Source organism: Pseudomonas sp. C9 (assembly GCF_002000165.1).
GTDB lineage: Bacteria > Pseudomonadota > Gammaproteobacteria > Pseudomonadales > Pseudomonadaceae > Aquipseudomonas.
Genome location: NZ_MPAK01000001.1, coordinates 252,859 through 278,800 on the forward strand (window position 1 = coordinate 252,859; position 25,942 = coordinate 278,800).

The window sequence follows — 25,942 nt, forward strand, 5'->3', positions numbered from 1 at the left end:
TTCCAAAGAGGAACCGTCTTGAAGAATTCCCTTACTGCGGTCGGCGCCCTGGCCGTCGCCGTGATGCTTTGCGCGTGCAGCCCGGACCAGCCGTCCGTGCCGGCCCCCAGAGCGGTACGTACCGTTGAAATCAACTACGACAATGCCCGCGACGTCAGTCGCTACGTGGGCACCGTGCAGTCGCGGCACGAAGTCGAGCAGTCCTTTCGGGTCGGCGGCAAGGTGGCCCAACGCAAGGTTGATGTCGGTCAGTTGGTGCACGAAGGTGACATATTGGCTGTGCTGGACGACAGCGACTACCGCCTCGCGGAGGAAGCCTCGCAACAGCAGTGGGCGGCTGCCGTGGAGCAGACGCGTCAGGCGGAATCGGATCGCCAGCGCCTGACGGCCCTGAAGGCTGATGGCTCAGTCAGCGCGGCTGACGATGAGCGTGCGCACACCAACGCCCAGACCACGCGCGCCACTGCCGAGGCCGAGGCGCGAAAGCTTGAACTCGCACGTAACCGACTCAAGTACACCGTACTGCGCGCCTCCCGTAGCGGCGTAGTCACGGCGGTACGCATCGAAGCGGGACAGGTCGTGGCGGAGGGTCAGCCAGTGATCTCGGTGGCGAATCCGGACGAATCCGAGATCGTCATCGATGTGCCCGAAGATCAGCTGTCCACCTTCAAGGAGGCGCACTTCAAAGCCTCGCTGGCCAGCGCGCCGAACGAGACCTTCGATGTCACCCTGCGCGAGCTGTCGCCGCAGGCCGCCACGCAGACGCGCACCTATCGCGCCCGGCTCAAGCCGGTGCAGGCGCTGCCGCTGGGCGCCACGGCCACGGTCATGGCCGAGCGCGAGATGACCAGTGTCTCGGTCGCGGCGGTGCCCGCCACGGCACTGACGCAAAGCGGTGGCCAGCCATCGCTGTGGGTGGTCACGCCCGAGGGCAAGAATCCGCTGGGCACTGTCGAGCTGGTGCCTGTGGCGGTATTGGGCTATCGCAACGATGAAGTGCTCGTCTCCGGGCCACGGGCCGGCGCATTGGTCGTCACCGCCGGGGTGCAGAAGATGGCATCCGGACTGAGGGTCGCGCTTCCCGGCACGGCGATTGTTGACACGAACACCACGCAGCAGGCCGCCCGATGAACAATTTCAACCTCACCGACTGGGCGCTGCGCCATCGCGCCATCGTTCTGTTCATGCTCCTCATTGTCGCTGCGGCTGGCGCGTTCAGCTTCACCCGCCTCGGCCAGCTCGAAGATCCAAATTTTTCCGTACCCTCCATGACCGCCATGGTCATCTGGCCGGGCGCTACCGCCCAGCAGTTGCAGGACCAGGTCCTCAACCGCATGGAGAAAAAATTCGAGCAGATCGACAACTTCGAGAAGGTGGTCACCTACGCGCGGCAAGGCTACGCAGGCATGACACTCACCGTGCGCGGCGGCACTTCCAAGGCTGACCAGCGCGAGGCCTGGTACCAGGCGCGCAAGAAACTCAACGACCTGAGCCTGGAGATGCCTGACGGCGTGATCGGCCCGATCCTGAACGACGAGTACGGCGACGTGTATGGCCTGATGTACGCAGTCAAGGGCGACGGTGTCGGCCACGCCGACCTGACGGACGCGGCCGAGGACATCAAGCGCCAGATGCTGAAGGTGCCGATGGTCAAGAAGATCGATCTCATCGGCAAGCAGGCCAAGCGTGTCTACGTCGAGTTCTCTCACGAGCGCCTCGCAGCGCTGGGCATTACACCGCTCGCCATCGCCGAAAGCCTCAAGAGCCAGAACGCGATGTTGCCCGCTGGCCAGATTGATACCCGCGGCGACCGCGTCATGGTGCGCGTGAGTGGCCAGTTCACCAGCGATGAGGCTATCCGCAACGTGCCCATCTCCGCGGGCGGCCGGCTAATCAAGCTCGGCGACATCGCGACCGTTACACGTGGCTTCGAAGATCCGCCGACCTACACGGTCCGCCACAACGGCCAACCCGTGCTGATGCTCGGTATCACCATGACCAGCGATGGCAACATCGTCGACCTCGGCAAGGCGATGGACACGGCAGTCGCGAAGATCCAGTCAGAACTTCCGCACGGCGTAGAGCTGGAGCTGGTGGCTGACCAGCCCACCACGGTGAAAGATGCAATCCTGGACTTCGGGCGCGCGTTGGCCGAGGCGCTGATCATCGTGATCGCGGTGAGCCTGGCCAGCCTGGGCTGGCGTGCCGGCCTCGTGGTCGCGGCCACGGTGCCGCTGGTGCTGGGCGGTGTGGCGCTGGTGATGTTGGCGATGGGCTGGAACCTCGAGCGCATCTCGCTCGGCTCACTGATTATCGCGTTGGGCCTGCTGGTGGATGACGCCATCATCGCCATCGAGATGATGGTGGCGAAGATGGAAACCGGCATGGACCGCGTGAAAGCGGCCGCCTTTTCCTACCAGTCCACCGCCATGCCGCGCCTGACCGGCGCACTCATCACCGTCGTAGGCTTCCTGCCGATCGGCCTCTCGAAGTCCACCACCGGCGAGTACGCGGGCGGCATTTTCTGGATCGTCGGTGCCGCGGTGCTGTTCTCGTGGATCTGTTCCGGCATCTTCACGCCGTACCTGGCTGTCAAGATGCTGCCCAACGACTTGGGCACGCACCAGCACGCTGATCCGCACGACACCAAGTTCTACCGCTGCCTGCGCCGCCTGATCGACGCCGCCATCGAGCGCCGCTGGGTGGTCATCGGTGCGACGGTGGGCGCTCTGGTGCTTGCCCTGGCTTGCATCAAGTTGGTGCCGCAGCAATTCTTCCCCAACAGTTCGCGCCCTGAGCTGGTCATTGATTTACGCGTCAAGGAAGGCGCCTCGTTCGCCGCAACGACAGAGCAGGTCAAGCACATGGAGGAGATCCTGGCGAAGGACGAGGACGTGCGTTTCTATACTGCCTACACCGGCGCTGGCGCGCCGCGCTTCTATCTCTCGCTCAACCCCGAGCTGCCGAACCCGGGCTTTGCCCAGTTCGTTGTGATGACCAAGGATCTGGATGCACGCGAGCGGGTACGTGCGCGGCTGGTGGCCTCGGCCGACCAACAATTCCCGCATGCGTGGGTGCGCGTGACCCGGCTCGAGTTGGGGCCACCTGTCGGCTACCCGGTGCAATTCCGCGTGGTAGGCCCCGATACCCAGGTGGTGCGCCAGATCGCCCGCGACGTGGAGAAGGTAGTTGCGTCCAACCCGAAGGTGCGCGACCTCCAGCTCGACTGGAACGACCCTGTGCGCACGATGAAGGTGGAACTTGATCAGGACAAGGCGAGCGCGCTGGGCCTCACGCCGGCCGACGTGTCGCTGGCGACCCAGACCGTGATGAACGGCGCAACCCTGTCACAGCTGCGTGAGCGCGAGGACCTGATCGACATCGTGGCCCGTGCCGTGCCAGAGGAACGCTTGAATCTCGACACACTGAAAAACATCAACCTTTACACACGCCAGGGCACAGTGGTGCCTCTGTCGCAAGTCGCACAGGTGCGTTCTGAACTGGAAGAACCGGTACTGTGGCGCCGCAATCGCGACATGGCGATCACTGTGCGTGCCGACGTGAAGGATGGAGAGCAAGGTGTATCGGTGACGCAGGAAATCCAGCCACTGCTTAAGGGCATCGAAGCGAAACTGCCGTCGGGCTACCGCATCGACACGGGTGGAGCGGTTGAGGAAAGCGACAAGGCCAACAAGGCGCTACTCGCGGTGGCACCGCTGATGCTGATCACCATCCTGCTGTTACTCATGCTGCAATTGCAGAACTTTTCCCGCATGTGGATGGTGATGCTGACTGCACCGCTGGGCCTGATCGGTGTTGTACCCGCGCTGCTGGTGTTTCAGTCACCGCTGGGCTTCGTCGCGATCCTGGGCATCATCGCTCTGGGTGGCATGATCATGCGGAACGCGGTGATCCTGATCGATCAGGTACAAATCGAGATCGCCGGGGGGCGCGACCCGTGGAATGCTGTGCTGGATGCGGCCATTTACCGGGCCCGACCGGTGATGCTGACGGCGCTGGCCACCGTACTTGCAATGATCCCGCTGACGCGCAGTGTGTTTTGGGGGCCGATGGCAATTGCGATCATGGGCGGCCTTACCGTGGCAACGCTACTGACGATCTTCTTCGTCCCGGCGTTGTACGCCGCATGGTTCAAGGTGGGGCGCCAGATGGACGCTGACACCCAACCGGTGAGGGGGCACGCCGCGCTCGCTGCGGAGTAATGAGTACCGTAGCGTTATGCCCCTGATTTAGCCCCGCCACTCCGTGCCATAAACTCTGTTTTGCTGATTACAGTCGTCATGGAAAACGGTCAGCCGATGACGACCGGAATGCTCAGGAAACGATTTGATGATGCACGGGAGGACGCCAGCATTCCGAAAGCTGACTTTCAGATGCGCGACTGACGGGCAAAGACGGCGACGGACAAGGAGGAATTGACAGGGAATATACGCGTAGCACGAGTTCAACCAGGGCATACCACTGTGGGCATGACCGAACAGTACATTCGGATGCACAAAGGCATGAAGGTCACTCCTACGAAATGACCAGCTGTAGCGAATTGCGGAGTAGAGATTGGTTTTTGCGGAGCAAAAAAATAAGGGCTTGCATGAGATTTCTCACGCAAGCCCTTGATATTCATGGTGCCCGAAGCCGGAATCGAACCGGCACGCCCTTACGAGCGGGGGATTTTAAGTCCCATGCGTCTACCAGTTTCGCCATTCGGGCGGTAGCGCGGTCAAGCGATCTGAAAGCTGGCCAGTAACGACCTGGCAGTTCTGACGCTCGTGCAGCAGAGGTGGAAATATATACATCCCACCCCCGTGAAGCAAGTTCGCAAATGCCCATTTCAAGACTAAATCTTGCGGGACAGCGCAAATAAAAAAGCTCCGTAAATCATCGATCTACGGAGCTTGTTTAAAGTGGAGGCCGAGGTCGGAATCGAACCGGCGTAGGTGGATTTGCAATCCACTGCATAACCATTTTGCTACTCGGCCTCAAGCATCTGATGTCATGTAGCACAACACCAAACGCGTACAAACTTGGAATTTGATTCTAGATCTAACTCCTTGAAAACATTGAGCTTTTTCAGCGGTCAGTGCTTTCGATGGCGTGAATTATGTACTGATTTCCAAGGACTGGCAACCCCTTGATTTCAAAAAAATTTTATCTGGCACTCTGACTGTTTCGACGAGGCTGCGCCCTGCTGTTCTGCCTCGCCTGGTCTGTTTAGTGCCCGCGAATGTAGTGTTCCAACTGTCGAATCAATTCCGCTTGCTCGACAATGGCTTCTTTGACCAGATCACCGATCGACAACAAACCGATCAACTCGCCGCCCTCCACTACCGGCAGATGGCGCAGATGACTGTCGGTCATGACCGTCATGCAACGCTCCACACTCTGTTGGCTGTCGGCGGTCACGACCGGGGCGCTCATGATGTCGCGCACAGGTGTACCGACTGAGGAACGGCCCTGCAAAACCACCTTGCGGGCATAGTCGCGCTCGCTGATCACGCCAACCACCTGCCCGTCTTCGATGACGGGCAGCGCGCCGACGTTTTTCTCGGACATCAGCTTCAACGCGTCCAGCACCATCTGATCAGGTGCAATGCTATGCACGTGCTGGTTTTGTACGACTTTCAGTTTCAGTAGCTGTGCGGCTGTTTTCATCAATGCCTCCGATACTGTTGCGCAAACAGGTTGATATCCCTCAGGCCACGCCGACTTCGACCACGTCGCCATTCAACCGCACTGGCCAGACACGCAGACGCTGTTGCGGGTACTCCAGGCAACTGCCGTCCTCCAGACGGAAATGTTGCTTGTAGATCGGCGAAGCAACGACCAGATCGCCCTTGATGCTGCCGACCAATCCACGGCCGATGACGTTCGCCCCGGACTGCGGATCATGGTTGTCGATGGCGTACAGGGTCTTGCCGTGTGCCGTCGGCAGGTAGAACAGCGCCACTTGCGCGCCGTCGAGCCATACGACGACGCCGGAATTGCTCACCAGGTCCTGGTGCTCGCACACCGTTTGCCAGACATCGGCGCTGGCCAGGGAATCAATGCGTTGGGTAGTGGGTGCGCTCATCATGCAATCTCCTCGGTAACCGGGATAAGGTTGAGTTCGGCGGCCATGATCGGGCGCCGCTGACCACGCTCCTGGACAAAATGGATATCCGGGTCGGGGCGTTTATCGTTGACGAAGGTACGGAATCGTTTGATTTTTTCCGGGTCCTTGAGCGCATTGGCCCACTCGCATTCGTAGCGATCGACCACCAGTTGCATCTGCGATTCGAGCTCGGCGCCAAGCCCGAGGCTGTCGTTGATGATCACGTCCTTGAGGTAATCGAGGCCGCCCTCCAGGCTTTCGCGCCACACCGAGGTACGCTGCAGTTTGTCGGCGGTGCGGATGTAGAACATCAGGAAGCGGTCGATGTAGCGGACCAGGGTCGCATCGTCGAGGTCGGTGGCGAACAGCTCGGCATGCCGTGGGCGCATACCGCCGTTGCCGGCGATATAGAGGTTCCAGCCTTTTTCAGTGGCGATCACGCCCACGTCTTTGCTCTGGGCCTCGGCGCACTCGCGGGTGCAACCCGATACCGCGAATTTGAGCTTGTGTGGTGAGCGCAGACCCTTGTAGCGGTCCTCGATCATCAGGGCCATTTTTACGCTGTCTTGCACGCCATAGCGGCACCAGGTACTGCCGACACAGGACTTCACCGTCCGGGTCGATTTGCCATAGGCATGCCCGGTCTCGAATCCGGCCTCGATCAGCTCGCCCCAGATATCCGGCAACTGATGCAATTGAGCACCGAACAGGTCGATCCGCTGGCCGCCGGTGATTTTGGTGTAGAGGTCATATTTTTTCGCCACCACCCCAATCGCGATCAATTTGTCCGCCGTGATTTCGCCACCGGGAATGCGCGGCACGACTGAATAGGTGCCGTTTTTCTGCATGTTGGCCATGAAGGTGTCGTTGGTGTCCTGCAACGGCACCAGCGAGGCGTCCATGATCGGCTGGTTCCAGCACGACGCGAGGATCGAGCCCACGGCCGGCTTGCAGACATCGCAACCCGTGTGGCCACGACCATGCTTGGCCAGCAGCTCTTCGAAAGTGATCACCCCTTCTACGCGCACCAGCGCATACAGCTCCTGACGCGTATAGGCGAAGTGTTCGCACAGGCTTTTATCGACACTGACGCCTCGGGCAATCAGCTCATGTTCGAAAACTTGCTTGAGCAAACCGGCGCACCCACCGCAACCGGTGCACGCTTTGGTTTGCGACTTGAGCAAACCGAGGTCAGTGCAGCCACCGTCGATGGCCGAACAAATGGAACCCTTAGTGACGTTATGGCAAGAACAGACGGTGGCCGATTCGGGCAACGCGCCCGGCCCCAGGGTCGGCGCCCCTTCGGACGACGGCAGAATCAGGCTGGCGGGTTCCGCCGGCAAGGCAATGGCGTTCTGCATGTATTGCAGCAGCGTGTCGTAATAGCTGTTATCACCGACCAACACGGCACCGAGTACGTGCTTGCCCGAAGCATCCACGACCAATCGACGGTAGCTGGCCGTGGTTTCGTCGATGAACTGATAGCTGCGCGCGCCGGGTGTGTTGCCGTGAGCGTCGCCGATGGAGCCGACATCAACACCCAGCAACTTGAGCTTGGTCGACATGTCGGCGCCCATGAACGGCTCAGCTACTTGGTCACACAAACGCGCCGCGACGCTGCGCGCCATTTGGTAGCCCGGGGCGACCAGTCCGAAAAGGCTGCCATTCCAGGACGCGCACTCGCCGATCGCGTAAATATTCGGGTCGCTACTCAGGCATTCGTCATCAATGACCACGCCACCACGCGGACCGATGTCGAGCATGCACTGACGGGCGAGCGCATCTTGTGCGCGGATACCCGCCGAGAACACGATCAGGTCGGCCTCAAGAAATTCGTCGTTGGCGAAATTCATGCGATAGCGGTAATCCTCGCCCGCGCTGATCGATTGAGTGCCGCGCGACAGGTGCACACCGACGCCAAGCCGCTCGATCTGCGACTTCAGTGCAAGCCCACCCATTTCGTCCAACTGCACCGGCATCAAGCGCGGGGCGAACTCAACAACATGCGCTTCCAGACCCAGGCTCTTCAGGGCATTGGCGGCTTCGAGCCCCAACAGACCACCACCCACCACGACACCACGTCGCGCATTGACAGCGGCAGCACGGATCGCGTCGAGGTCTTCCAGGGTTCGATACACCAGGCGCGAATCGCCTTCAGCGCCCTCGATGGGCGGCACGAATGGATAAGACCCGGTGGCCAGGATCAATTTGTCGTAAGCAACACACCCTTGCGCGGTGATCACCTGGCGGCGGTCGCGGTCGATTTCCAGCACCGGCACACCCAGATGCAGCGTCACACCCGGCGTCTGGTACAGCGAGGCGTCACCGAGGGCCAGCGACTCGGCATCGCGGCCGGAGAAGTACTCGGAAAGGTGCACGCGGTCGTAGGCGCGCATCGGCTCCTCACTGAAGACGTGCAGCCGGTACTGCTCAAGCGCACCCCGCTCGATCAACTGTTCAACACAATGGTGTCCGACCATGCCATTGCCAATCACGATCAGCGTTTGCAATTTGTTCAACGCGGCAACATTGGAATTCATAAGAAGCACCCGGCTAGACGATTCAAAAAGCAAAAAAAAACGCCTGAAACCTTTCGGTTCCAGGCGTCTTTGCCTGTTCTTTTGCGGTGTTGATACCAGACGTCTATGCCTGATCCACCGATGTTGCCCGCGATTCGATCGTCGTTGACCGAGGGGGCTGCCCACTCGACTGTATTCACGGTGGGCCTGCAGGGTGTCTTGCAGCGTTTGTGCCACTTTTCGCGCAGGGTGCTTCAGGCCTGCTTTTCAGGCTTAAAGCCGCTCAATGAGCACCGATATACATCCGGTACTTGCCTTCGCATAGTGCAGCGACAGGCGCTACGGCTTTATAAAAGTGCACGGAAGGGGCCGACATCAGTCCTTCAACCCGAAGAACCAGCCGGCAGGACGACAAAAAACGCACAAACAAAAACGCCACTCTATTGAGTGGCGTTTTTGTGAATCTTGGAGCGGGAAACGAGACTCGAACTCGCGACCCCGACCTTGGCAAGGTCGTGCTCTACCAACTGAGCTATTCCCGCGTCTTGGTGTGGCGCATTCTATAGAAATCAGAAGCCCCGTCAACCCCTTGATTCAAAAAAGTTTTATTTCTTTTCAACGTCAGTCTTCAGATGCGGCCAGGCAGCCCGCAAGTACTGGACCATCGACCACAATGTCAGGCCCGCGGATACCATCAACAAGGCATAACCGATCAAGACCCAGAAGGAAAAATCTGACGGATTGGCCAGCAGGATCACCAGCGCAAGCATCTGCGCGGCGGTTTTCCATTTACCCAGGTTCGACACCGCGACATGCGCGCGGGCGCCGAGTTCAGCCATCCATTCGCGCAAGGCCGAGACGACAATCTCACGACCGATGATCACGGCGGCCGGCAGCGTGAGCCACAGGTTGCCGTGTTCCTGCACCAACAAGACCAGCGCGACGGCGACCATCAGCTTGTCAGCCACGGGATCAAGGAACGCCCCGAACGGAGTGCTTTGTTCCAGGCGTCGAGCCAGATAACCGTCCAGCCAGTCTGTGGCGGCGGCAAATGCGAACACCGAGGCGGAAGCCACGTAGCTCCATTGGTAAGGCAGGTAGAACAGTAAAATGAAGATCGGGATGAGCAGGACGCGTAGAACGGTAATCAGATTAGGGATATTCATCGGCACAACTGGCTACGAGGTGAGTTGGCATTCTACTCGCTGTGCAGATTTGCATAAATCAACTCTGCGAGCTTTTTACTGATCCCGGGTGCTTTGGCGATCTCTTCGATGCTGGCACGAGACAGCTCCTGCAATCCACCAAAATGTTTCAATAAATCGCGACGTCTAGTTGGTCCGACACCGGCAACGCCCTCAAGCGTGGACGTGCGGCGGGTTTTCCCACGACGGGCGCGGTGCCCGGTAATGGCGAATCGGTGAGCTTCGTCACGTATTTGCTGGATCAAATGCAGCGCGGGGGAATCGCCGCGCAAGGTGAATTCGTGGGCCGCATCGTTGAGGTACAGGGTTTCGAAACCGGCCTTGCGCGTCGCCCCTTTGGCCACGCCCAACAGGATCAGGTCCGGCACCGCCAGTTCATTGAGTACATCACGGGCCATCGACAGCTGGCCTTTGCCACCGTCCACTAACAATATGTCCGGCAGCTTGCCCTCCCCGTCCTTCAGCTTGCTGAAGCGACGGGTCAAGGCCTGATGCATCGCGGCATAGTCATCACCTGCCGTCACGCCTTCGATGTTGTAGCGGCGATAGTCCGACTTGATCGGACCTTCCGGACCAAACACCACGCAAGACGCCACGGTGGCTTCACCACTGGAATGGCTGATGTCGTAGCACTCCAGACGCTGCGGCGGTTCGTCCAGCTTCAATACCTCGGCCAAGGCATCGAAACGTTCGGCGACATGCTGACGGTTAGCCAGGCGTGCGCCCAATGCCTGCTCGGCATTGGTGACCGCCAATTGCTGCCAGCGTGCTCGTGTGCCACGCACCCGATGGCTGATGGTCAGTTCGCGACCGCGCAGCGCTTCGATGGCTTCGATCAGCGTCGGGAAATCTTCATGAACCACGTTGACGATCAATTCACTCGGCAAGTCGCGCTCGGGGCTGGTGATGAAGTATTGGCCGAGAAAGGCAGCCATGACTTCGGATACGTCTTCGTCGATACCGGTTTGCGGGAAAAAGTTCTTGCTGCCCAGTACCCGGCCGCCGCGAACGCTGATCAGGTGGACGCAAGCACCACCTGGGTTTACGAACGCCGCGATCACATCGATATCGCCGGTGCCGCCTTCCATGCTTTGCTGGTCCTGAACCCGACGCAGCAACGATATCTGGTCGCGCAACTCGGCGGCCCGCTCGAACTCAAGGTTGATCGCCGCCTCTTCCATGCCCGCGGACAATTCGTCAGTCAGCGCATTGCTGCGGCCTTCAAGGAACATCACCGAGTGGCGAACGTCTTCGGCGTACACCTCAGGCTCCACCAGCCCTACGCACGGCGCCTTGCAACGTTTGATCTGGTATTGCAGGCAAGGACGCGTGCGGTTTTTGAAATAGCTGTCTTCGCACTGACGGACAAAGAAGGTCTTTTGCAAAAGACTCAGGCTTTCACGAATCGCTCCGGCGCTCGGGTACGGACCAAAATACTTGCCCTTGGCTTTTTTCGCACCGCGATGGATGCTCAAGCGAGGGAACTGGCCATCCGAAAGAAAGACGTAAGGGTACGATTTGTCATCGCGCAGCAGGATGTTATACGGCGGCCGCCATTCCTTGATCAGCGTCTGCTCAAGCAGCAGGGCTTCAGTTTCATTGGCGGTGATGGTGGTTTCGACCTGGGCGATGCGCGCCACCAGCGCTGCGGTCTTGGGCGCCAGACCGGATTTTCGGAAGTAGCTCGACAGGCGATTTTTCAGGTTCTTGGCTTTGCCGACATACAACAGGCGCGCATCGCTGTCGAACATGCGATACACACCGGGACGCCCACTGACCGTCGACAGAAAGGCGCTGGGATCGAAGACTTCAGTCATTGTCAGAGGCTGGCATCGACCATGCCGTGACGAACCGCCAACAGCGTCAACTCCACATCACTGCTGATCGAAAGCTTCTCGAAAATGCGGTAACGGTAGGTGTTGACCGTTTTGGGCGACAGGCAAAGCTTGTCGGAAATGATCTGTACCTTCTGACAGCCGACAATCATCAGCGCGATCTGGATTTCGCGCTCGGACAATGCGTCAAAGGGCGAATCATTGGTCGGCTGGAAAGATTTGATCGCCAATTGCTGGGCAATTTGCGGGCTGATATAGCGTTGGCCAGCAAACACCAGGCGAATGGCCTGGACCATTTCCGGCAACCCGGCACCCTTGGTCAGATAACCTGCGGCACCGGCCTGCAACAACCGTGTAGGAAACGGATCTTCCTCACAGACGGTGACTGCGACGACTTTGATATCCGGATGACTGCGCAACAGTTTGCGCGTGGCTTCAAGACCGCCAATGCCGGGCATCTTGACGTCCATCAAGACCACATCGGGTTTCAGCTCACGCGCTTTCAGCAGGGATTCTTCCCCTGACTCAGCCTGGCCGACCACTTGCAGGCCATCGATGTCAGCCAGCATTCGTGTAATGCCTGTACGAACGAGATCATGGTCATCGACTACTAGCACCCTAATCAAGCAGACACCTCGCGAAATGGTCTTATTGGGTTGCCGGACACCTTAGCAAAAAGCAATGGGCAGACCTAGCGGCAAGCGTCATATAAAAAGTATCAATACGTCATGAAAGGCTTGTCGCCAGCGTGTTTCAGCGATGAAGTCCGCCGACATCCCGCTGCATTCTCAGGAAACACTCGTCTTGACCGACCACCTTCAGGCCTTTTCTCTCGTAAAGTTCTTTTGCCGGATTATTTTCAAAAACGGTCAAGCGCAAGGCCGGGCGTCGTTCCTCGCCTGCAATATCGAATACCTGATCGATTGCCCAGGCCCCCGCGCCCTGCCCCTGGAACGCTTCAAGGACCTGCAATTCGCGGATGTACAAGGCCCTCGCATCGCGACTCAGGCTGACAAAACCCAGCACGGCATCATCGCGCACAATCAAGCGATTCTCACGCCCCGCCCAAGCGACATCAAACGCTTCATCCAGCCAAAGCAGATCGTACTGAATGTAATAGCGCAGCATGTTGGTGCAGGTGAGCGTACGCGCGAAGTCGAGATCCGCGGATAAGACCGCACGCCATTGGAACGCCATTCAAGCCTCCGAAACGTCTACGACACTGCCCTTCCAGCCGCCTGCATCACGGCGAGCCACCACCATCACGCTCCCGGTACTGCTCGCCGCCACGATGAGTGAACCGTCCGGCGCCCAGATTGCGCTGCGTCCGGCTGACTCCCAGCCTCCGGTCGCACCGCCATGGTTTGCCATCAGCACCGTCATTGAATGAGTGCCGGCGTAGCCTTTCAGGAGCGCCGAGTCCGGGGCATAGCCGCTTTCAGTGATCAGCACACCGGCGGCATAAAGGTCGGCACCCTGCTGCGCAGCAGCGGCAGCGTGACTGGCGTGAGAAAAATCCGCACACACCGCCAACGCGACGGTATCGCCACCAATGTTCAGCATCGATCCGCCATTGCCTGGCGCAAACGCTACTTCCTCGCCGGGGTGCAGATGCTGTTTGCTGTAAACCCCAAGCGAACCATCAGCGCCCAAAACCAGCGCACCAATCAGGACCGGCGAATCGTCCGACAGTCGAATCGGCATTCCGACGACACTGGTCACACCGACTTCGCGGGCGAAATCGCGCAATGGCTGCAGCTCTTTCGCATCAGGTACAACCGCAAGATCGGCCGCCAACCCCCGCTCATAGCCGGTCAATGACAGTTCCGGAAAGACCAGCAACTGAACGCCCTGCTCCGCGGCAACCTGCATGAAACGTTGATGCCAAACAATGTTGGCGGCGAGATCACCCGCGACGGAAATCGATTGTGCGGCGGCAATGGTCAATGGCGTCATGCTTCATCCTTGCGACGTTAGAGGGCGGGCAAAAAACCAAGTGTGTCATAAAGCGGCCCGTGCTCAAGCGATAGAAACCGCTGCCGGTGAGCGATAGCATTTTCTGATTGAAACCGCGCACCGGCCTCTAGTAAGCTCAGGCACATTCTTCGGAGACAGACCATGTTCAACACCCTCTCACAGCTTGCAACGACCAGCGCCCTGCGCTCGGTGGCGGCTGCGCGAGTGAATGACGTCTGTGCTTCGGTCAGCTTTTATTTTGGGTATTGGTTTAGCCACTGGCGCGCCTGATACCCACACGGCGCCAACTTTGAAACGGGTCGCCGCCAGAGTTTTCCAAACCCCCGGTCGGCCTCCCGACCGGGGGTTTTGTTTTTTCAGCCCCGAACATTTTTGCAGCACAACAGACAATTTGAGGATTCACGACATGAACTACGCCACTTATTACCGTTACGACAGTTTTTCCGCCTGGCGATTTAGCAGCCTCCGCTCGGGACAGCCTGCCGCCTCCGATCGGTCACCTACAGGTGGCAAGCACACACACGAAGCCAATCCGGCCAATTGTCGAACACCCCAGTAGGGCCGAGCGCGCGGGAACGAACCCGCCGCCAGCCCAGGAAGCCTGAATATGAACTCGTCCGTCTCTGCTCTGCCGCTGTCCACCTTGAGCCCTGCCAACGAAGCGCTGACCCTGCGTCTGCCCAACTCGTTGCAACTCAAACAGCAATTGCCCCTCAGCAATGCCCTGACCCGGCAAGTCGCTGCCCACCGCGATGCGGTCCGCGCGATTCTCAACGGTGAAGATTCCCGTTTGCTGGTGATCGTCGGTCCTTGCTCGATCCATGACCCGCAGTCCGCCCTCGAATACGCGGCCAATCTTGCCCGACTCGCCACCGATGTCAGCGATGAAATGCTGCTGGTGATGCGCGCCTACGTCGAAAAACCTCGCACCACGGTCGGCTGGAAAGGCCTGGCCTATGACCCGCATCTCGATGGCAGTGATGACATGGCCGGCGGTTTGACGCTGTCGCGTGAACTGATGCGTGAAATGCTTCGTCTCGGCTTGCCGATTGCAACCGAACTGCTGCAACCCATGGCAGCCGGCTACTTTGACGACTTGCTGAGCTGGGTGGCGATTGGTGCCCGCACCACTGAATCGCAGATCCATCGAGAAATGGCCAGCGGCCTGAGCATGCCCGTCGGGTTCAAGAACGGCACCGACGGCGGCGTGGCCGTTGCCAGCGACGCCATGCGCTCCGCTGCGCATCCGCACCGCCATTTCGGCGTCGATAGCCAGGGACATCCCGCGATCATCCAGACGCCCGGCAACCCCGACACTCACCTCGTATTGCGCGGCGGACACCATGGGCCAAACTACGATCGCGACAGCGTCACCCAGGTGAACCGCGATTTGACCCGGCTCAAGATCCCGGCGCGAATCATGGTCGATTGCAGCCATGCCAACAGCGGAAAAGACCCGGCGCGGCAACCTGCGGTGTTCAACGATGTGCTCGAGCAACGCCTGCAAGGCGACCGGTCGCTGATCGGCATGATGATCGAGAGCCATTTGTTCGAAGGCTGCCAACCCCTGAGTCCATCGCTGCGCTATGGCGTCTCGGTCACCGATGGCTGTCTTGGTTGGGAAGGCACGGAACAGTTGTTGCGTCAGGCCGCCGACCGGCTACGAGCGCAGCGCGGCAATCAATAGACGGCTAACGCACTTTCTGTAGCAGCTGGCGAAGCCTGCGTCGGCCGGTCCGCGCTCGGGCGCAGCAGTCGTAAACCTGAGTTTGCGGTCTACCTGAAACACCGCATCGTCTGATTTCACGACTGCTGCGCCCGAGCGCGGACCGGCCGACGCAGGCTTCGCCAGCTGCTACAGATTGCGTTATGGCATAAACAGGGACATTACCGACAGGTAAAGGTGTTTCCTGAGTAGGCCATCGCGGAACAACGCGTTGTTACAGATAAATAGATGTCGAAATATTCCGAACAAGACCTCAACCACATTCGAACTTTCCTACTTTTTCTATACCTTTTTCATCAGCTTACAGCGGATTCTTCATACATCGCAGAACCGTTGGGGTGCTTTAGAGTGAGCCCATCTGCTCACCTCTGAACGACGGCGAAAAAGGAATCAACATGCTACGGAACGCAACCACCCAGTACCCAATTCTGCTGGTCCATGGGCTCTTCGGCTTTGATCGGATCGGCACAAACGAACTCTTCCATAACGTCAAGCAATCCCTGCGAAGTGCGGGGGCCAGGGTGTTCATCCCTCACCTCTCGGCTACCCATAGCAACGAAGCACGTGGTGACCAACTCTTGGCACAGATCAATCGGGTCCTGGAAGGAACCGGCGCCAGCAGGGTCAACTTGATCGGCCACAGCCAAGGGGCATTGGCGGCACGCTATGCGGCGGCAATAGCCCCCCATATGATTGCTTCGGTCACCTCGGTCAGTGGACCGAACCATGGCTCGGAACTGGCCGACTTCCTGCGCAAGGCGCTGACGCCAGGGCGGCTGCCGGAACATGTCGCAGCAACGATTGCGACGCTGTTCGCCGATTTTGTGTCGTTACTCAGCGGCAACGTGCACCTGCCACAAAACGCTGTCGCTGCGCTTAATGCTCTGACCACTGAAGGCGTCGGCGCTTTCAACGACAAGTTTCCTCAAGGGTTGCCGAAGACCTGGGGCGGCAAAGGGCGCGAACTGGTCAACGGCGTGCGGTATTACTCCTGGAGCGGAACGTTGCAGGGAAACAGGCTCGATGAGGGACTGGATGCGCTCGATCCGTTGCACGGGTTCCTCCGCGCCTTCTCCCAATACTTCACTACGGAAGCGGAGCAAAATGACGGCATGGTCGGCCGCTACAGTTCACATTTGGGAAAAGTGATCCGCTCCGACTATTCCCTGGATCATTTGAGCAGCCTGGGTCACACCGCCAGTCCTGGTCGCAAAGGCATCGACCCTGCGGCATTGTATGTCCAACATGCCGAGCGCCTGAGAAACGCCGGCCTTTGAACCGTACGGAACTTTTGACAAGAAATGGAGCACTGAATCCGGTAGTCTGCGCACTTTACTGTACGCAGATTATTGAAAGGAGTATTTCCCATGGCCAAAGCCACTGCCCGTCACATCCTGGTTGCCTCGGAAGCCAAGTGCAACGAACTCAAAGCCCAAATCGAAGGCGGCGCTGATTTCGCCGAAGTCGCCAAAGCCAACTCCACCTGCCCGTCCAGCCGTCAGGGCGGCGACCTGGGTTCGTTCGGTCCAGGCCAGATGGTCAAGGAATTCGACTCCGTCGTTTTCAGCGCTCCAATCAATGTCGTACAAGGCCCGGTGAAAACCCAATTTGGTTATCACCTGCTGGAAGTGACCAGTCGTCAGGACTGATCGATCCGCCAGGCTTTACGTGCAACGGCCCGCCAATTGGCGGGCCGTTCTGTTTCGGATACGTTTTTAGGCTGGCGAGGGACGCGCCGCTAGCGTACAAATTGTGCTTTTCGATCCTCCGGCTCTAAGGCTGACAATGCGACTGGCTTTCCCCACATTATTGTTCACTGCCGTGGCGCTGCTATTGGCCGCCGGTGTGAATGCTGCACCGCAACATGCGTTGACCGTGTACGGCGAACCCGCGAAGTATCCCGCCGGCTTCAGTCATTTTGCCTACACCAACCCACAGGCGCCCAAGGGCGGCACGATGCGACGTTCGGCAATCGAAATCGGTCATTTCGACCATATGCTGCCGTACATCGACAAGGGTATCGGCGTGACGCAAATTGACGGCTTGCTCTATTCACCGCTGGCCCAGCGCTCGCTGGATGAGCCTTACACCGTATACGGCCTCGTCGCACAAAAGATGGAGCGCTCGGACGACGGCCTGTTTCTGCGCTTCTATCTCAACCCCAAGGCCCGCTTTGCCGATGGCAAACCGATCACGGCAGAAGACGTGCGCTACACCTTCGACTTGTTGATGACCCAAGGCAGCCTGCGCTATCGCACCCAATTCGCTGACGTCAAAGGCGTGGAAGTCGAGTCGCCCCAGATCGTCCGGTTCGACTTCAAAAGCAATGAAAACCGCACCCTGCCCCTCGACATCGCAACACTGCCGGTGTTTCCCGAGCATTGGTGGAAGAGCCGCGACTTCGCCAACGGCGGCGGCTACGAGGCCCCTTTGGGCAGCGGCCCTTATAAAGTGAGCAAAGTCGATTCCGGTCGCAGCATCACTTTCGAGCGCGACGCCAATTGGTGGGGCAAAGACTTACCGGTCAGCCGTGGCCTGTACAACTTCGATCATTTCAGCATCGAGTACTTCGGCGACACCGACGTGGCGCGCCAGGTGTTGCGCGGCGGTGCTTATGACTACAACCGCGAATTCTCCGCCACCGGCTACTCCATCGGCTACGACAGCCCGGCCTTGAGCGACGGTCGCCTGCAAAAGGCTCATCTGGCAACCGACGCGCCGCAACCGGCCCAAGGGTTTGTGTTCAACCTGCAAAACCCGATGTTCCAGGATCGCCGCGTGCGTCAGGCCCTGGTCATGCTCTGGGATTTCGAATGGAGCAACCGGCAGATGATGCGTGACATGTACATTCGCCAGCAGAGTTTCTTTTCCAACACCGACCTGGCTGCGCGGCAACTGCCGGATAAAGCGGAACTGGCCATTCTTGAGCCGTTGCGCGGACAGATCCCGGACGAGGTGTTCACCAAGGTCTTCGAAGCGCCGAAAACCGATGGCAGCGGTGTGATTCGCGACAAGCAACTGCAAGCACTGGACCTGCTCGGGCAGGCCGGCTGGAAACCCGATGGCGATCAACTGGTCAACGCCGAAGGCGAACCGCTGAGCTTCACTTTCCTGGTCAGCCAGAACGGCATGGACCGTTTGCTGCTGCCTTATAAGCGCACCCTGAAACAGATCGGTATCGACCTGAACATCCGCCGGATCGATTCGTCCCAATACGTGAATCGCCTGATGAGCCGCGACTACGACATGATCGTCACCGGCTACCCGGTCACCACCTCACCCGGCGGCGAGCTGTTCAATTACTTCGGCTCGATCTCGGCCAACGACCCCGGTGCCAACAACTACATGGTGCTGAAGAATCCGGCGGTCGATACCTTGATCACCGGACTGGTCCGCGCCACCACCCAGCCGGAGATGCTGCGCTACGCCCACGCACTCGACCGGGTACTGCAATGGAACTACTACTGGATTCCCAACTATTACCCGCCGGGCACATCGACCGTCTGGTGGAACCGGTTCGGCCGGCCCAACGTGCAGGCGAGCAATGACGAAGCCATCGAGAGCTGGTGGGAAATAAGCACCACCGCGCTGACCAACCAGCAAATGACGGCTGAGCAAATCAGTCGTGGCAGACCCGGAGGGCCGCACTGATGTGGGCTTACACACTGCGGCGCTTGCTGCTGATCATCCCGACGCTGGTGATCATCCTGTTGGTCAATTTCATCATCGTCCAGGCCGCGCCGGGCGGTCCGGTGGAACAGGCGATTGCGCACCTGCAAGGCATCGGCGGCGCGACCGTCGGCGGCGGCGCCGGTGAACGCATGACCGGCACTTCGCGCGCCAGTCGCGGGCTCGACCCGCAACTGATCAAGGACATCGAAAAGCAATACGGTTTCGACAAACCCGCCCATGAGCGCCTGTGGCTGATGCTCACCAGTTACGCCAGGCTGGACTTCGGCAAAAGCTTTTTCCGGGGCGCCACGGTCACTGACCTGATCCTGGAAAAAATGCCGGTGACCATCTCCCTCGGCCTGTGGGCGACGCTGATCACTTATCTGGTGTCGATCCCCCTGGGCATCCGCAAGGCCGTGCACCACGGCAGCCATTTCGATATCTGGAGCAGCACCGCGATCATCATCGGTTACGCAATGCCGGCGTTCCTGTTCGCCATGTTCCTGATCGTGGTGTTTGCCGGAGGCACTTCGCTGAACTGGTTCCCGGTGCGCGGGCTGGTCTCGGACAATTTCGAGTCGCTATCAACCGTGGGCAAAGTCGCCGACTACTTTTGGCACCTGGTGTTGCCAGTCACATCGCTGGTCATTGGCGGGTTTGCCACGCTGACCATCCTCACCAAGAACTCGTTCCTCAATGAAATCACCCGCCAGTACGTGATCACTGCCCGCGCCAAAGGCATGAGCGAGCGCCGGGTGCTGTACGGGCATGTGTTCCGCAATGCGATGTTGCTGGTGGTGTCGGGCATTCCGCAGGCATTCATCAGTGTGTTTTTCGCCGGTTCCTTGCTGATCGAAGTGATTTTCTCACTCGATGGCCTGGGCCGCATGAGTTATGAAGCCGCGGTCTCCCGAGACTATCCGGTGGTGTTCGGTTCGCTGTTTATCTTCACCTTGTTCGGGCTCTTGATAAAACTCGTCGGCGACCTCTGCTACACCCTGGTCGACCCGCGTATCGACTTCGCCGCGAGGAATGCCTGATGTTCAAGCTCTCGCCGTTGGGTCGACGCCGTTTTGAGCGCTTCAAGAAAAACCGCCGGGGCTGGTGGTCGCTGTGGTTGTTCATCGGTCTTTTTATGCTGACGCTGGGTGGCGAGTTGATCGCCAACGACAAACCGCTGGTGGTCAGCTATCAGGGGCAATGGTATTTCCCGGTGTTCAAACGCCACACCGAGCAGGCGTTCGGTGGGCAATTGCCGTTCCAGGCGGATTACCGCAGCGACTATGTGCAAAAGCTGATCAAACAGGATGGCGGCTGGATGCTGTTCCCGCCGATCCCGTTCAGTGACGACACACCCAATTACGACCTCAACAAACCCGCGCCGAGCCCACCCTCGGATGTGAACTGGCTGGGCACCGACGATCAGGCCCGGGACGTATTGGCCCGGGTGATTTTCGGCGCCCGAGTGTCAATCCTGTTTGCGTTGATGCTGACCTTTGTCAGCGCCCTGATCGGCATTGCCGCCGGGGCGCTTCAAGGGTATTACGGCGGCTGGGTCGACTTGATCGGCCAGCGCTTGCTGGAAGTCTGGTCCGGGTTGCCGGTGCTGTACCTGCTGATCATTCTCTCGGGGTTCGTCGAACCGAATTTCTGGTGGCTGCTGGGGATCATGGCGCTGTTTTCCTGGCTGGCACTGGTCGACGTGGTGCGCGCCGAGTTCCTGCGCGGGCGCAACCTGGAATACGTCAAAGCCGCCCGGGCGTTGGGCCTGACGGATCGCAAAGTGATCGTGCGGCACATTCTGCCCAACGCGATGAACGCGACCCTGAGTTACCTGCCGTTCATTCTCACCGGGGCGATTTCCACCCTGACGGCCCTGGATTTCCTTGGTTTCGGCATGCCGGCGGGCAGCGCATCGCTGGGCGAGCTGATCGGCCAGGGCAAGCAGAACCTGCAGGCGCCATGGCTGGGATTGACGGCGTTTTTCACCCTGGCATTGATTCTTTCTTTACTGGTGTTTATCGGCGAGGCATTACGTGATGCTTTCGATCCGAGATCCTGACGCGGACTGTTGATATGAGTACCAACCTGATCGAAATCCGTGACCTCAGCGTCGCCTTCAGTGGTGAAACCGTGGTGCGCAAGCTGTGCCTGGACATCCGCCCCGGTGAATGCCTGGCGCTGGTCGGCGAGTCGGGGTCCGGTAAATCGGTGACCGCCCATTCGATCCTGCAACTGCTGCCCGAAACCGGCACCGAGTCCACCGGCAGCATTCGTTATCGCGGCAGGGAATTGCTCGGCGCGACGCCCAAAGTGCTGCGGGAACTGCGCGGCAACCGGATCGCGATGATTTTCCAGGAGCCGATGACGTCGCTCAATCCGCTGCACAGCATCGAAAAGCAGATCGGCGAAACCCTGCTGCTGCACAAAGGCCTGACGGGTAAACCGGCGCAAGCGCGGATCCTTGAGTTGCTGCACCTTGTCGGCATTCAAAAGCCCAAGGAGCGGCTCAAGGCCTACCCCCATCAACTCTCGGGTGGTCAGCGTCAGCGCGTGATGATCGCCATGGCCCTGGCCTGTGAGCCTGAGTTGCTGATCGCCGACGAACCGACCACGGCGCTGGACGTCACGGTTCAGCGCAAGATTCTGATCCTGCTCAAATCGCTGCAACACCGGCTCGGCATGTCGCTGCTGCTGATCAGCCATGACCTCAACCTGGTGCGCAGCATTGCCCAGCGTGTTTGCGTGATGAAGGCCGGGGAAATCGTCGAGCAGGCCACGTGCGAAACGATTTTTACCGAGCCAAAACACCCTTACAGCCGCATCCTGCTCAACGCCGAGCCGGAGGGTGAAGCCCTGCCCCGTGACGAGCGCGAGAACGTACTGGAAGTGGACAACCTGCGCGTGCAGTTCGCCCTCGGCGGTGGTTTGTTTCAGCGCAAGACTTACCTCAATGCCGTGGACGGCATCAGCCTCAACATTCAGCGCGGCAAGACGCTGGGCATCGTCGGTGAGTCCGGTTCGGGCAAGTCGACACTCGGCCAGGCAATCCTGCGCTTGCTCGACTCCCAAGGCAGCATTCGCTTTCAGGGCGAGGCACTGGATGGCCTGACGCAAAAACAACTGCGACCATGGCGCAAGAAAATGCAGGTGGTGTTCCAGGACCCTTATGGCAGCCTCAGCCCACGCATGTCGGTGGCACAGATCATCAGCGAAGGCCTTGAGGTACACAGCCAGTTGACCGACGAACAGTGCAAGGCCGAAGTGATTCGGGCACTGGAAGAAGTCGGCCTCGACCCGCAAAGTCGCCATCGCTATCCGCACGAATTTTCCGGCGGCCAACGTCAGCGCATCGCGATTGCCCGGGCGCTGGTGCTCAAACCGGCGCTGATCCTGCTGGACGAACCGACCTCGGCGCTGGACCGCACGGTACAAAAACAAGTGGTCGCCCTGCTCCGCCAGCTTCAGGAAAAACATGGCCTGACGTACCTGTTCATCAGTCACGACCTGGCGGTGGTGCGAGCCCTGGCCCATGACATGATTGTGATCAAGGACGGCAAAGTGGTGGAAAGCGGCGCCAGCCATGATGTGTTCGATTCGCCGCAGCATCCGTACACCAAAGAGCTTTTGGCGGCGGCGCATCCGCGGTAGGCATCATTTCAACAGGCAGTGAGACCGCGTCGCCCGCATCGCGAGCAAGCTCGGCTCCTACAGGTTGTACGGCGTTAGACCTGTGGGAGCCGGGCTTGCCCGCGATGAGGCCCGCCCCAGACACCACACTTTCTGGATATAAAACCCATGAACACCACCGAAAGCCTCAAGGATTACCAACGGGTCCGTCTGCTGGCGATCCGTTCGCTGTTCGAGATCATCGAGCAGTCCAGTGAAGGCACGGTGATTGTCGACCGCGATGCGAACATCGTGTGGATGAACGAGCGTTACGCCCGGCGTTTCGGTCTGGAATCGGCGCAAGGCGCCATCGGCAAGGCCTGCGAAAGCGTGATCCCCGGCAGTCTTTTGCGTGAAGTGGTGCGCACCGGGCGCCCGATTTTGTTGGACATGCAGGACACGCCGAAAGAGCCGCTGGTGGTCATGCGCCTGCCGATCCATGACGATGCCGGTGTGGTGATCGGCGCGATCGGTTTTGCCCTGTTCGACGAATTGCGCAGCCTGTCGCCGATGCTCAAGCGCTACATGAGCATGCAGGAAGAACTGGCGTCCACCCGCTCGCTGCTGCGGGCGCGGCAAACCAAATACAATTTCGCCCACTTCATCGGCACCAGCGCCGCCAGCCTGGAAGTCAAACGCCGGGCCCGGCGCAGCGCCAGTGCCGACTCGCCGGTGTTGCTGCTCGGAGAAACCGGCACCGGCAAGGAACTGCTGGCGCAGGCGATCCATGGTGCTTCGCCGCGTGCACATAAAGCCTTCGTCAGCATCAACAGCGCGGCGATTCCCGAATCGTTGCTGGAAGCGGAATTCTTCGGCACCGCCCCCGGCGCCTTCACCGGTGCCGACCGCAAGGGCCGCGCCGGAAAATTGCAGATCGCCCAGGGCGGCACCTTGTTTCTCGATGAAATCGGCGACATGCCGCTGCCGCTGCAAAGCAAATTGCTACGGGTTTTGCAGGAAAAGGAATTCGAGCCGGTCGGTTCCAACGAAGTGATCCAGAGTGATGTGCGGGTGATTGCCGCGACCTCCACGGACCTTGAGGCCGCGATCAAACGCGGCGAGTTTCGCGCGGATTTGTACTACCGCCTCAACGTGCTGCCCATCCACGTGCCGCCGCTGCGTGAACGCCTCGATGACCTGCCGGCACTCAGCGAAGCGATTCTTGAGGAACTGCGCAGTCAGCACGAACTGAACCGCGAGGCGCTGGAGGTGTTGGGCCAGCACGCATGGCCGGGGAACATTCGAGAACTGCGCAACGTCCTGGAGCGGGCGGCGTTGCTCAGTGATGATCTGCTGCTGGATGCCGACGAGATTCGTGCGGCGATTGGCACCTTCACGCCGGTGGAGCGAGCGGCTCCGCTGATGATTGAGCCGGTTGCGCACGAGACGTTTAGCCAGGCTCGGGAGCGGTTTGACCGGCAGTTGATTGAGTCCGCACTCGCGCAATGCGGGGGCAAGGTGATTGAAACTGCGGCGCGGCTGGGGTTGGGTCGGTCGACGTTGTACAAGAAGATGGTGGCGCTCGGGATTGACGAGTCTCTATAAAGAGACATGAATCTCGATTATTAGACAGACCTTCGCGGGCAAGCCCGCTCCCACAGGGTCAGCTATTTTTCAGGAGAACGCCGTCAAACTGTGGGAGCGGGCTTGCCCGCGATGAGGCCATCACTGCCAAACAAGTCTCAATGTAGAGACAAGCCCTCCAGATACCCGCACCATTTCCGGCACACCCCCTTGTATTTCAAGGCCTCTAGCCTCTGGCACGAATCTCGCTATAGGCCTTTTCCACAACAGATCTACCCTACAAAAATAACAATCCAGGAGACACACCATGAGTGTGATCATTGCCTTGGCAGCGCTCGCGCTGTTGATGCTGGCTGCTTACCGTGGCTATAGCGTTATCCTTTTTGCCCCGATTGCCGCCCTCGGCGCCGTCCTGCTCACTGACCCTTCCGCCGTCGCCCCAGCCTTTACCGGGGTGTTCATGGAGAAAATGGTCGGCTTCATCAAGCTGTATTTCCCGGTGTTCCTGCTCGGCGCGGTGTTCGGCAAACTGATCGAGTTGTCCGGCTTCTCGCGCTCCATCGTCGCCGCTGCTATTCGCCTGCTCGGCACGCGCCAGGCGATGCTGGTGATTGTGCTGGTCTGCGCCCTGCTGACATACGGCGGCGTGTCGCTGTTTGTGGTGGTCTTCGCGGTGTATCCGTTTGCCGCCGAAATGTTCCGCCAGAGCAACATCCCCAAGCGTTTGATCCCGGCAACCATCGCCCTCGGCGCGTTCTCGTTCACCATGGACGCCCTGCCCGGTACCCCGCAAATACAGAACATCATCCCCAGCACCTTCTTCAACACGACCGCGTGGGCGGCGCCGTGGTTGGGTGTGATCGGCGCGATCTTCGTGTTCTGCGCGGGCATGCTGTTTCTTCAGCGCCAGCGCAACAAGGCTCAGCTTGCCGGTGAAGGTTATGGCACCGAACTGCGCAACGAGCCGGAAACTGCTGCCGACATCAAGCTGCCCAACCCGTGGATCGCCCTATCGCCGCTACTGGCCGTCGGCATCATGAACTTGCTGTTTACCCAGTGGATTCCGCAGTGGTACGGCAAGACCCACAGCCTCGCGCTGCCGGGTATGGCGGCGCCGGTCACCACCGATATCGCCAAGCTCACCGCGATTTGGGCGGTTCAGGCAGCCTTGCTGGTCGGCATCATCATGGTGCTGGTGTTCGGCTTCCAGGCGATTCGCGGCAAGTTGGCTGAAGGCAGCCGAAGTGCAGTCAGCGGTTCGTTGCTCGCGGCGATGAACACCGCTTCGGAATACGGCTTCGGCGCGGTGATCGCCTCGTTGCCAGGCTTCCTGGTGCTGGCCGACTGGCTCAAGAGCATCCCCAACCCGCTGGTCAATGAAGCGATTACCGTGACCTTGCTGGCCGGCATCACCGGTTCTGCGTCGGGCGGCATGAGCATTGCGCTGGCGGCCATGGCCAATGACTTCATCGCCGCTGCCCATGCAGCCAACATTCCGCTGGAAGTGCTGCACCGTGTGGCCGCGATGGCCAGTGGTGGCATGGACACCTTGCCGCACAACGGCGCCGTGATCACGTTGCTGGCGGTCACCGGCCTGACGCACCGCGAGGCCTACAAAGACATTTTCTGTATTACGCTGATCAAGACCCTGGCGGTCTTCGTGGTCATCGGCACTTTCTACGCCACTGGCATTGTGTGAGGTATTC

The 25,942-nt window shown here is 59.6% G+C and carries 20 protein-coding genes and 3 tRNA genes; 12 read left to right on the forward strand and 11 right to left on the reverse strand.

The window, feature by feature from the left end:
* The first annotated feature begins 18 nt into the window (after window positions 1–18).
* Together BMS17_RS01105 and BMS17_RS01110 are read left to right on the forward strand one after the other, a co-directional pair.
* On the forward strand, window positions 19–1,131 hold the full coding sequence (locus BMS17_RS01105) for an efflux RND transporter periplasmic adaptor subunit (RefSeq protein ID WP_077430228.1): 1,113 nt from the start codon (window positions 19–21) through the stop codon (window positions 1,129–1,131).
* A complete protein-coding gene (locus tag BMS17_RS01110; RefSeq protein ID WP_077430229.1) occupies window positions 1,128–4,223 on the forward strand; it encodes an efflux RND transporter permease subunit in 3,096 nt (1,031 codons plus the stop codon). Before BMS17_RS01105 ends, BMS17_RS01110 begins: the two co-directional genes overlap by 4 nt.
* 418 nt (window positions 4,224–4,641) lie before the next feature.
* Here BMS17_RS01110 and BMS17_RS01120 read toward each other — a convergent pair.
* From BMS17_RS01120 to BMS17_RS01170, 11 genes are all read right to left on the reverse strand, one after another.
* Window positions 4,642–4,728 (reverse strand) — tRNA-Leu (locus BMS17_RS01120).
* A gap of 195 nt (window positions 4,729–4,923) precedes the next feature.
* Window positions 4,924–4,997 (reverse strand) — tRNA-Cys (locus tag BMS17_RS01125).
* A gap of 232 nt (window positions 4,998–5,229) precedes the next feature.
* A complete protein-coding gene (locus BMS17_RS01130; protein WP_046027413.1) occupies window positions 5,230–5,670 on the reverse strand; it encodes a CBS domain-containing protein in 441 nt (146 codons plus the stop codon).
* A 40-nt stretch (window positions 5,671–5,710) separates the two neighbouring features.
* Window positions 5,711–6,088, reverse strand: coding sequence for a nitrite reductase small subunit NirD (gene nirD, locus BMS17_RS01135; protein WP_046027414.1), 378 nt, complete (start codon window positions 6,086–6,088; stop codon window positions 5,711–5,713).
* Window positions 6,088–8,649, reverse strand: a complete 2,562-nt coding sequence (gene nirB, locus BMS17_RS01140; protein ID WP_077430230.1) for a nitrite reductase large subunit NirB — start codon at window positions 8,647–8,649, stop codon at window positions 6,088–6,090. Before nirB ends, nirD begins: the two co-directional genes overlap by 1 nt.
* A gap of 445 nt (window positions 8,650–9,094) precedes the next feature.
* Window positions 9,095–9,170, reverse strand: a tRNA-Gly gene (locus BMS17_RS01145).
* Between the two features lie 63 nt (window positions 9,171–9,233).
* Entirely contained in the window at window positions 9,234–9,794 is a 561-nt protein-coding gene (gene pgsA, locus BMS17_RS01150; protein WP_046027416.1) for a CDP-diacylglycerol--glycerol-3-phosphate 3-phosphatidyltransferase, read from the reverse strand.
* Between the two features lie 32 nt (window positions 9,795–9,826).
* On the reverse strand, window positions 9,827–11,650 hold the full coding sequence (gene uvrC, locus BMS17_RS01155; protein ID WP_046027417.1) for an excinuclease ABC subunit UvrC: 1,824 nt from the start codon (window positions 11,648–11,650) through the stop codon (window positions 9,827–9,829).
* 2 nt (window positions 11,651–11,652) lie between these two features.
* Window positions 11,653–12,294, reverse strand: coding sequence for a UvrY/SirA/GacA family response regulator transcription factor (gene uvrY / locus BMS17_RS01160; protein WP_008015884.1), 642 nt, complete (start codon window positions 12,292–12,294; stop codon window positions 11,653–11,655).
* A gap of 127 nt (window positions 12,295–12,421) precedes the next feature.
* Window positions 12,422–12,865 (reverse strand): N-acetyltransferase, encoded by a 444-nt coding sequence (locus tag BMS17_RS01165; RefSeq protein WP_077430231.1) that lies wholly within the window; start codon window positions 12,863–12,865, stop codon window positions 12,422–12,424.
* Complete coding sequence (locus BMS17_RS01170; RefSeq protein WP_046027419.1) at window positions 12,866–13,624, reverse strand: carbon-nitrogen hydrolase family protein; 759 nt, start codon at window positions 13,622–13,624, stop codon at window positions 12,866–12,868.
* Window positions 13,625–13,786: 162 nt separating this feature from the next.
* Between BMS17_RS01170 and BMS17_RS30515 the strand changes: the two genes are divergently transcribed.
* The 10 genes from BMS17_RS30515 to BMS17_RS01215 all read left to right on the forward strand — a co-directional run bounded on the left by BMS17_RS30515 (window position 13,787) and on the right by BMS17_RS01215 (window position 25,935).
* The gene (locus BMS17_RS30515) at window positions 13,787–13,915 is read left to right on the forward strand and encodes a hypothetical protein (protein ID WP_256577122.1); all 129 of its coding nucleotides are present in this window, start codon (window positions 13,787–13,789) and stop codon (window positions 13,913–13,915) included.
* Between the two features lie 337 nt (window positions 13,916–14,252).
* Complete coding sequence (locus tag BMS17_RS01175; protein ID WP_077430232.1) at window positions 14,253–15,332, forward strand: 3-deoxy-7-phosphoheptulonate synthase; 1,080 nt, start codon at window positions 14,253–14,255, stop codon at window positions 15,330–15,332.
* Window positions 15,333–15,766: 434 nt separating this feature from the next.
* On the forward strand, window positions 15,767–16,648 hold the full coding sequence (locus tag BMS17_RS01180) for a triacylglycerol lipase (protein WP_077430233.1): 882 nt from the start codon (window positions 15,767–15,769) through the stop codon (window positions 16,646–16,648).
* 90 nt (window positions 16,649–16,738) lie between these two features.
* On the forward strand, window positions 16,739–17,020 hold the full coding sequence (locus BMS17_RS01185; RefSeq protein WP_046027422.1) for a peptidylprolyl isomerase: 282 nt from the start codon (window positions 16,739–16,741) through the stop codon (window positions 17,018–17,020).
* Window positions 17,021–17,156: 136 nt separating this feature from the next.
* The gene (locus BMS17_RS01190) at window positions 17,157–19,022 is read left to right on the forward strand and encodes an extracellular solute-binding protein (RefSeq protein WP_077430234.1); all 1,866 of its coding nucleotides are present in this window, start codon (window positions 17,157–17,159) and stop codon (window positions 19,020–19,022) included.
* The gene (locus BMS17_RS01195) at window positions 19,022–20,083 is read left to right on the forward strand and encodes a microcin C ABC transporter permease YejB (protein WP_046027424.1); all 1,062 of its coding nucleotides are present in this window, start codon (window positions 19,022–19,024) and stop codon (window positions 20,081–20,083) included. The genes BMS17_RS01190 and BMS17_RS01195 overlap by 1 nt, the downstream gene beginning before the upstream one ends.
* Window positions 20,083–21,105 (forward strand): ABC transporter permease, encoded by a 1,023-nt coding sequence (locus BMS17_RS01200; protein ID WP_077430235.1) that lies wholly within the window; start codon window positions 20,083–20,085, stop codon window positions 21,103–21,105. Before BMS17_RS01195 ends, BMS17_RS01200 begins: the two co-directional genes overlap by 1 nt.
* Window positions 21,106–21,119: 14 nt before the next feature.
* A complete protein-coding gene (locus tag BMS17_RS01205) occupies window positions 21,120–22,694 on the forward strand; it encodes an ABC transporter ATP-binding protein (protein WP_046027426.1) in 1,575 nt (524 codons plus the stop codon).
* 147 nt (window positions 22,695–22,841) lie between these two features.
* A complete protein-coding gene (locus BMS17_RS01210; RefSeq protein WP_077430236.1) occupies window positions 22,842–24,257 on the forward strand; it encodes a sigma-54-dependent Fis family transcriptional regulator in 1,416 nt (471 codons plus the stop codon).
* A 286-nt stretch (window positions 24,258–24,543) separates the two neighbouring features.
* Window positions 24,544–25,935, forward strand: a complete 1,392-nt coding sequence (locus BMS17_RS01215) for a GntP family permease (protein ID WP_046027428.1) — start codon at window positions 24,544–24,546, stop codon at window positions 25,933–25,935.
* The last annotated feature ends 7 nt before the right edge of the window (window positions 25,936–25,942 follow it).

What these genes read in the sequence shown, in the direction of transcription:
- BMS17_RS01110 (WP_077430229.1), top strand. Translation starts at nt 1,128, where the DNA reads ATGAACAATTTCAACCTCACCGACTGGGCGCTGCGCCATCGCGCCATC.
- BMS17_RS01130 (WP_046027413.1), bottom strand. Translation starts at nt 5,670, where the DNA reads ATGAAAACAGCCGCACAGCTACTGAAACTGAAAGTCGTACAAAACCAG.
- nirD (WP_046027414.1), bottom strand. Translation starts at nt 6,088, where the DNA reads ATGAGCGCACCCACTACCCAACGCATTGATTCCCTGGCCAGCGCCGAT.
- nirB (WP_077430230.1), bottom strand. Translation starts at nt 8,649, where the DNA reads ATGAATTCCAATGTTGCCGCGTTGAACAAATTGCAAACGCTGATCGTG.
- pgsA (WP_046027416.1), bottom strand. Translation starts at nt 9,794, where the DNA reads ATGAATATCCCTAATCTGATTACCGTTCTACGCGTCCTGCTCATCCCG.
- uvrC (WP_046027417.1), bottom strand. Translation starts at nt 11,650, where the DNA reads ATGACTGAAGTCTTCGATCCCAGCGCCTTTCTGTCGACGGTCAGTGGG.
- BMS17_RS01165 (WP_077430231.1), bottom strand. Translation starts at nt 12,865, where the DNA reads ATGGCGTTCCAATGGCGTGCGGTCTTATCCGCGGATCTCGACTTCGCG.
- BMS17_RS01170 (WP_046027419.1), bottom strand. Translation starts at nt 13,624, where the DNA reads ATGACGCCATTGACCATTGCCGCCGCACAATCGATTTCCGTCGCGGGT.
- BMS17_RS30515 (WP_256577122.1), top strand. Translation starts at nt 13,787, where the DNA reads ATGTTCAACACCCTCTCACAGCTTGCAACGACCAGCGCCCTGCGCTCG.
- BMS17_RS01175 (WP_077430232.1), top strand. Translation starts at nt 14,253, where the DNA reads ATGAACTCGTCCGTCTCTGCTCTGCCGCTGTCCACCTTGAGCCCTGCC.
- BMS17_RS01180 (WP_077430233.1), top strand. Translation starts at nt 15,767, where the DNA reads ATGCTACGGAACGCAACCACCCAGTACCCAATTCTGCTGGTCCATGGG.
- BMS17_RS01185 (WP_046027422.1), top strand. Translation starts at nt 16,739, where the DNA reads ATGGCCAAAGCCACTGCCCGTCACATCCTGGTTGCCTCGGAAGCCAAG.
- BMS17_RS01190 (WP_077430234.1), top strand. Translation starts at nt 17,157, where the DNA reads ATGCGACTGGCTTTCCCCACATTATTGTTCACTGCCGTGGCGCTGCTA.
- BMS17_RS01195 (WP_046027424.1), top strand. Translation starts at nt 19,022, where the DNA reads ATGTGGGCTTACACACTGCGGCGCTTGCTGCTGATCATCCCGACGCTG.
- BMS17_RS01200 (WP_077430235.1), top strand. Translation starts at nt 20,083, where the DNA reads ATGTTCAAGCTCTCGCCGTTGGGTCGACGCCGTTTTGAGCGCTTCAAG.
- BMS17_RS01205 (WP_046027426.1), top strand. Translation starts at nt 21,120, where the DNA reads ATGAGTACCAACCTGATCGAAATCCGTGACCTCAGCGTCGCCTTCAGT.
- BMS17_RS01210 (WP_077430236.1), top strand. Translation starts at nt 22,842, where the DNA reads ATGAACACCACCGAAAGCCTCAAGGATTACCAACGGGTCCGTCTGCTG.
- BMS17_RS01215 (WP_046027428.1), top strand. Translation starts at nt 24,544, where the DNA reads ATGAGTGTGATCATTGCCTTGGCAGCGCTCGCGCTGTTGATGCTGGCT.